We start from the raw sequence: 6,839 nt of genomic DNA, 5'->3' as shown, positions 1-6,839 counted from the left end.
ACTCCATAAAAGAAAAGAAGCCAGCACGTCAACGTACCAGCTTCTTTTATGCAACTAACGAATTTATATTCTAGTTACTTAAACATATCAAGGTTTAAGCGTTATGTAAATCTTGTAAACGATGCACCGGTTGATTATCTAGATAATCCATCGCAGCGACCGTCGCAAACGCGCCAGCCATAGTGGTCGTATAACAAATCTTATGCATTAAAGCTTCACGACGAATACCAGAAGAATCTTTAATGCTGACCGAACCGTCGGATGTATTCACAATCAAAGCTATCTCTTCATTTTTGATTGCATCAACAATGTTCGGACGCCCTTCTGTCACTTTGTTCACCAACTCACACTCAATGCCCGCCTCGGTCAAAGATAAGGCGGTTCCGCGCGTGGCCACAATCGTGAAGCCTTTCGCTAACAACTTATGCGCAAGATCAATTAACTTAACACGATCGGCCTTACGCACGCTGAGGAAGGCTTTACCCTCCCGAGGTAACACGGTGCTAGCGGCTAACTGTGCATTCGCATAAGCTTGTGCAAAGTTTTCACCGACCCCCATTACCTCGCCAGTCGATTTCATTTCCGGCCCTAGAATTGGGTCAACCCCTAAAAATTTAATAAATGGGAAGACCGCTTCTTTTACCGAATAATGCTTCGGCATAATTTCAACTTCGTAACCCTGTTGATTCAGACTCTGCCCAACCATGCAACGCGCCGCAATTTTAGCCAATGGACGACCAATCGCCTTGGACACAAATGGCACGGTGCGCGATGCACGCGGGTTGACCTCAAGCACATAAATATCCTCACCTTTCACGGCAAACTGGGTATTCATTAAGCCGATTACGTTTAACGCTTTCGCCATTTTGGCGACTTGATCGCGAATTTCGTCCTGAATCTTAGCGGAAATGCTATAGGGCGGCAATGAACACGCAGAATCACCTGAGTGAATACCGGCTTGTTCAATGTGTTCCATCAAGCCACCGATCACCACTTGTTCGCCATCACAAATCGCGTCTACGTCTAGCTCAACCGCGTCATCCAAGAAACGATCAAGCAATACTGGCGAATCATTGGAAACTTGAACCGCATATTTCATGTAACGGATTAAATCTTCTTCTGAATAGACGATTTCCATCGCGCGCCCACCTAATACATAAGACGGACGCACCACTAAAGGATAACCAATTTCTTTAGCTAAAATAATCGCTTCGTCTTCACGGCGAGCGGTGCGGTTTGGCGGCTGGCGTAAACCTAACTTGTTCAATAACTGCTGGAAACGCTCACGATCTTCTGCCAAGTCAATCGAATCTGGGCTCGTTCCAATAATCGGTACACCCGCCGCTTCTAAATCACGCGCTAATTTCAACGGCGTTTGGCCGCCGTATTGCACGATCACACCTTTAGGCTTTTCAACTTCGACAATCTCTAACACGTCTTCAAGCGTTAGCGGCTCAAAATACAAACGATCCGAGGTGTCATAGTCGGTAGATACGGTTTCCGGGTTGCAGTTAACCATGATGGTTTCATAACCATCTTCACTTAACGCCATCGCCGCATGCACACAACAATAGTCAAACTCGATACCTTGACCAATGCGGTTTGGACCACCACCCAAAACCATGATCTTGTCACGACTGGTTGGGTTGGCCTCACATTCTTCTTCATAGGTCGAATACATATAGGCGGTCGACGTCGCAAATTCTGCCGCACAGGTATCAACACGCTTATAAACCGGACGCACACCCAATGTATGACGGTATTTACGCACCAACGCACTGTCGGTTTTTAACAACTTCGCAATACGGTTATCTGAGAAACCTTTGCGCTTTAATTGGCGCAAGAAACCTTCTTCTAAGGTGTCCAAGCCTTTGGCCACAATTTGGGTTTCAAGCTCAACCAACTCTTCAATTTGTGACAAGAACCAAGGATCAATTTTACAAACATCAAACACCTGCTCAACTGTCCAACCGGCACGGAACGCATCCGCCACATACCAAACACGATCAGGCCCTGGATCACGCAATTCGCGACGTAAAATATCACGCACGTCTTTTTCTTCCACACTCGACAAATCGATCATTTCATCAAAGCCATCATGACCGGTTTCTAAACCACGCAAGGCTTTTTGAATCGACTCTTGGAAGTTACGCCCCATCGCCATGACCTCACCTACCGACTTCATTTGGGTCGATAAGCGTGGCTGAGCTTGCGGGAATTTCTCAAACGTGAAACGTGGGATTTTGGTAACAACGTAGTCTATCGAAGGCTCAAACGAAGCCGGCGTTGCACCATTGGTAATATCGTTTTGCAACTCGTCCAAAGTATAACCTACCGCCAACTTAGCGGCCACTTTGGCAATCGGGAAACCCGTTGCTTTAGAAGCCAAGGCTGACGAACGCGAAACACGCGGGTTCATTTCGATTACGATCATACGACCGTTTTCCGGATTGACCGCAAACTGCACGTTCGAGCCGCCGGTTTCCACGCCAATTTCACGCAACACCGCGATGGAGGCGTTACGCATAATTTGATACTCTTTATCCGTCAAGGTCTGTGCGGGCGCAACCGTAATCGAGTCCCCGGTATGAACCCCCATCGGGTCAAAGTTTTCGATGGAACACACGATAATGCAGTTATCTTTGGTATCACGCACCACTTCCATTTCGTATTCTTTCCAACCCAAAATGGATTCTTCAATCAATAGTTCATTGGTAGGCGACAATTCTAAGCCGAACTTGCAAATCTGCTCAAATTCTTCACGGTTATAAGCAATACCACCGCCTGATCCACCCAAAGTAAAGGATGGACGAATAACGGTTGGAAAGCCAACCTGAGCTTGAATTTCCCAAGCCTCTGCCATATTGTGTGCCACAGCTGAAGTCGGCATATCTAAACCAATTTTGGTCATGGCTTGACGGAAACGATCCCGGTTTTCAGCCTTATCGATGGCATCTTGTTTGGCACCGATTAGCTCAACATTATATTTTTCTAAAATACCGTTATGCGCCAAATCCAACGCGCAGTTCAACGCGGTCTGTCCACCCATAGTTGGCAAAATCGCATCTGGGCGTTCTTTTTCAATAATACGTTCTACTACCTGCCAGGTAATCGGCTCAATATAGGTCGCATCCGCCAACTCTGGATCGGTCATAATGGTCGCGGGGTTGGAGTTCACCAAAATAACGCGGTAACCCTCTTCCTTTAGCGCTTTACAAGCTTGCGCACCTGAGTAATCAAACTCACAAGCTTGTCCGATAATGATCGGCCCAGCACCAATAATCAGGATGCTGTTAATGTCTGTTCTCTTTGGCATAGTCTTCCCTTAATTCTGTGCGGTCTTAGCTGGCGTTAGCTTGTTTAAATTGTTTGATGTTATCGACAAACTGGTCGAACAAAGGCGCAACATCATGCGGACCAGGACTCGCTTCAGGGTGTCCCTGAAAACTGAACGCCGACTTATCTGTGCGCGAAATACCTTGTAAAGAACCATCAAACAAAGAGATATGAGTTGATTTCAAATTCGCAGGCATGCTGGTTTCATCTACCGCAAAACCATGGTTTTGCGCTGTAATAAACACACGACCCGTTTCGGTATCTTGCACCGGGTGATTGGCACCATGATGACCGAACTTCATTTTGACGGTTTTAGCGCCGCTCGCCAAAGCCAATAATTGATGCCCTAAACAAATACCGAATACGGGAATATCCGTTTCTAAAATACCTTGAATCGCTTCAATCGCGTAATCACAAGGAGCGGGATCACCTGGACCGTTAGACAAAAACACACCATCTGGGTTCAAAGCTAACACTTCGGCGGCCGAAGTTTTAGCTGGCACCACGGTCAAACGACAACCACGTTCCGCTAGCATACGTAAAATATTAGCTTTAATTCCATAGTCAAACGCCACTACGTGATAAGGCTGCTGCTCGGCGAAATCAATATGACCTTTGCCTAATTGCCAACTGCCTTCTGTCCAGCTGTAAGGTTTTTTGGTAGTTACTTCTTTAGCTAAGTCCATGCCTTTTAAGCCAGCAAAGCCTTTCGCGTCGGCCACGGCTTTATCGGCATTGATATTCGAGCCGGCGACAATCACACCATTCTGTGCACCTTTTTCACGCAGAATTCGCGTTAACTTACGCGTATCAATATCCGCAATCGCCACCACATTTTGAGCTTTTAAGTAGTCCGGCAAACTCTGCTGAGCACGAAAGTTACTCATCAATCGTGAACAGTCTTTAACCACCAAGCCTTGTGCCATAATACCGGATGACTCGGCATCTTCTGCGTTCACCCCAACATTCCCAATATGCGGGTAAGTTAAGGTCACTATTTGTTTGTAGTAGGAAGGGTCCGTCAAAATTTCTTGGTAACCCGTCAACGAGGTATTAAACACAACCTCACCAACACATTCGCCTTCAGCACCAATTGAAGTTCCCCAAAAAAGCGTCCCATCCTCAAGCGCTAACAAAGCCGTGTAATTCATTTAATCGTCCGCCTAGATACTTAAATACTTCTTAAAATGCGCATACAAAAAACGGAGCCAGCCCCCTTTTATAAAGGACTAGCTCCGTCTCTATTGTTTTTGCTAAATGACCTCATGTCACCCTTAATTCTGCGTCATAAAATCAAAATTCTAAATTAGGCGGATTTTAAATCATTTCAGCCTTATTGTCTAGATTAATTGCTCGCAATTTACCATCACCAGGCCTGGTGATGGATTAACGCAAATTCAACACATCTTGCATGTCATACAAGCCATTTGATTGGTTCGCTAACCACTGGCAAGCGCGTACCGCACCACTCGCAAACGTCATTCGACTGGAGGCTTTATGGGTAATTTCAATACGCTCACCAATCCCAGCAAACATTACTGTATGCTCGCCCACAATATCGCCGGCACGAATGGTTTCAAAGCCGATCGTTTTGGGATCACGCTCGCCAGTATCTCCTTCTCGACCATAAACCGCGCAGCTTTTTAAATCACGCCCTAAAGCCTCAGCAACCACTTCTCCCATACGCAACGCGGTACCTGAAGGCGCATCCACTTTATGACGATGGTGGGCTTCGATGATTTCAACATCAAAGCCTTCGTTTAATACTTTAGCCGCCATTTTTAATAAGGTTAAACTTAAGGTTACCCCTACACTCATGTTGGGCGCAAACACCACCGGAATTTTAGTCGCTGCCTCATCAATTGCGGCTAAGCCAGCTTCATCAAATCCGGTTGTGCCGATAACAATCCGTTTATTAGCTTGCACACACAAGGCTAAAGCTTCAAGGCTCACCTGAGGGCGGGTAAAATCGATAAGAATATCAAAATCATCTAATACTTCCGCCAGATTATCCGTGACCTTTACACCCAAGTAACCCAGCCCAGCCAAATCTCCAGCATCAGCGCCTGCCAAACTCGAACCCGGACGCTCAATAGCCGCACCCAATACCAGGCCTGGTGTCGCGTTCGTGGCTTCAATCAAGTGCTTACCCATTCGACCGGAAGCACCCATTACACCAATACGAATCATTTCTTGAGTATCCAACATAAACTATCCTTTGATTTAAGAGTTCCAGGGCTCTTTATTATTCGATTTATTGTCATCATCCGAAGTAAAAAACGACTTCACTGAATCAAAAAATGAATGCGCTTTAGGGCTATGTTTACCCGGCTTACCTTTTAAACTTTCATCAAAGGCTTTCAGCAGTTCTTTCTGATCATCGGTCAATTTAACTGGCGTTTCAATATTCACTTCGCAAATTAAATCACCTACCCGAGAAGAACGCACCGACTTGACCCCTTTACCGGCCAGCTTAAAGCGTTGACCCGACTGAGTACCAGCTGGAATTTTTAAACGCGCCTTGCCATTTAAGGTCGGCACTTCAACTTCACCACCTAACGCAGCGGTTGCGAAAGACAAAGGCAGCTCACAGAATAAGGTATCGCCATCACGCTGGAAAATGGCATGACGCTTAACACGAATGCGTACATATAAATTACCGCGTGGCGCCCCGGGTTCGCCCATACCGCCTTCACCTTGTAGACGAATACGGTCGCCTGAGTCGACCCCGGCCGGAATTTTAACCGATAAGGTTTTATGCACGGTGACATGACCATCCCCGCGACATTTTTTACAAGGGGATTTAATAATCTTACCTCGCCCATGACAAGTCGGACATTCACGCGCTACTGCAAAAAAACCTTGCTGAATGCGTACTTGTCCTTCGCCATGACAGGTTGGACAGGTCTGAGCCGAGGTACCCGGCTCAGCGCCTGACCCGTCACAAGCATCACAATCTTGTTGGCGCGGAATACGAATATCCACTTCGGTGCCAGCAATCGCTTCTTCCAACGTAATATCGAGCTCATACTGCAAGTCATCGCCCGGACGTGGCCCACGTCGACCACCGCCAAAAATATCACCGAAAATATCACCAAATGCATCGCCAAATCCGCCACCAAAGCCACCGCTGCCCTGCGAACCATCCACGCCAGCATGGCCAAACTGATCGTAAGCGGCGCGCTTTTGGTCATCGGTTAAAATCTCATAAGCCTCGGTCGCTTCTTTGAACTTATGATCCGCTTCGGGATCATCAGGATTCCGATCTGGGTGATACTTCATCGCCAGTTTACGATAGGCTTTTTTAATTTCCGCTTCTGATGCGGTGCGTGAAACCGACAGTATTTCGTAAAAGTCTCTTTTGCTCATAGATCCGTAACATATTTAAAAAGTGAATTAGCTCAAACCACTAAGGTCAAATAACAACACAACCCCAATAAACTTCAGCTAAACCACTTGCGTGATAGAAAAAACAACGGCTCAAAAAAAGAGCCGTTGCATTA

4 protein-coding genes are annotated in these 6,839 nt (G+C 46.5%); all 4 read right to left on the bottom strand.

The features are described from left to right. Positions 1–94 precede the first annotated feature (94 nt). The 4 genes from carB to dnaJ all read right to left on the bottom strand — a co-directional run bounded on the left by carB (position 95) and on the right by dnaJ (position 6,705). Positions 95–3,316, bottom strand: coding sequence for a carbamoyl-phosphate synthase large subunit (carB, locus tag VIM91_RS08240; RefSeq protein ID WP_331864345.1), 3,222 nt, complete (start codon positions 3,314–3,316; stop codon positions 95–97). A 25-nt stretch (positions 3,317–3,341) separates the two neighbouring features. Beyond that, positions 3,342–4,487, bottom strand: coding sequence for a glutamine-hydrolyzing carbamoyl-phosphate synthase small subunit (carA, locus tag VIM91_RS08235; RefSeq protein WP_331864344.1), 1,146 nt, complete (start codon positions 4,485–4,487; stop codon positions 3,342–3,344). Between the two features lie 235 nt (positions 4,488–4,722). Continuing rightward, entirely contained in the window at positions 4,723–5,544 is an 822-nt protein-coding gene (dapB, locus tag VIM91_RS08230) for a 4-hydroxy-tetrahydrodipicolinate reductase (RefSeq protein ID WP_331864343.1), read from the bottom strand. Positions 5,545–5,559: 15 nt separating this feature from the next. Next, positions 5,560–6,705 carry a molecular chaperone DnaJ gene (gene dnaJ, locus VIM91_RS08225; protein ID WP_331864342.1) on the bottom strand — a complete coding sequence of 382 codons (1,146 nt, stop codon included), beginning with the start codon at positions 6,703–6,705 and terminating at the stop codon, positions 5,560–5,562. Between the last annotated feature and the right edge of the window lie 134 nt (positions 6,706–6,839).

Source organism: Thiomicrospira sp. (genome assembly GCF_036568485.1).
GTDB lineage: Bacteria > Pseudomonadota > Gammaproteobacteria > Thiomicrospirales > Thiomicrospiraceae > Thiomicrospira.
This window is presented reverse-complemented; position numbering and strand designations above follow the sequence as displayed.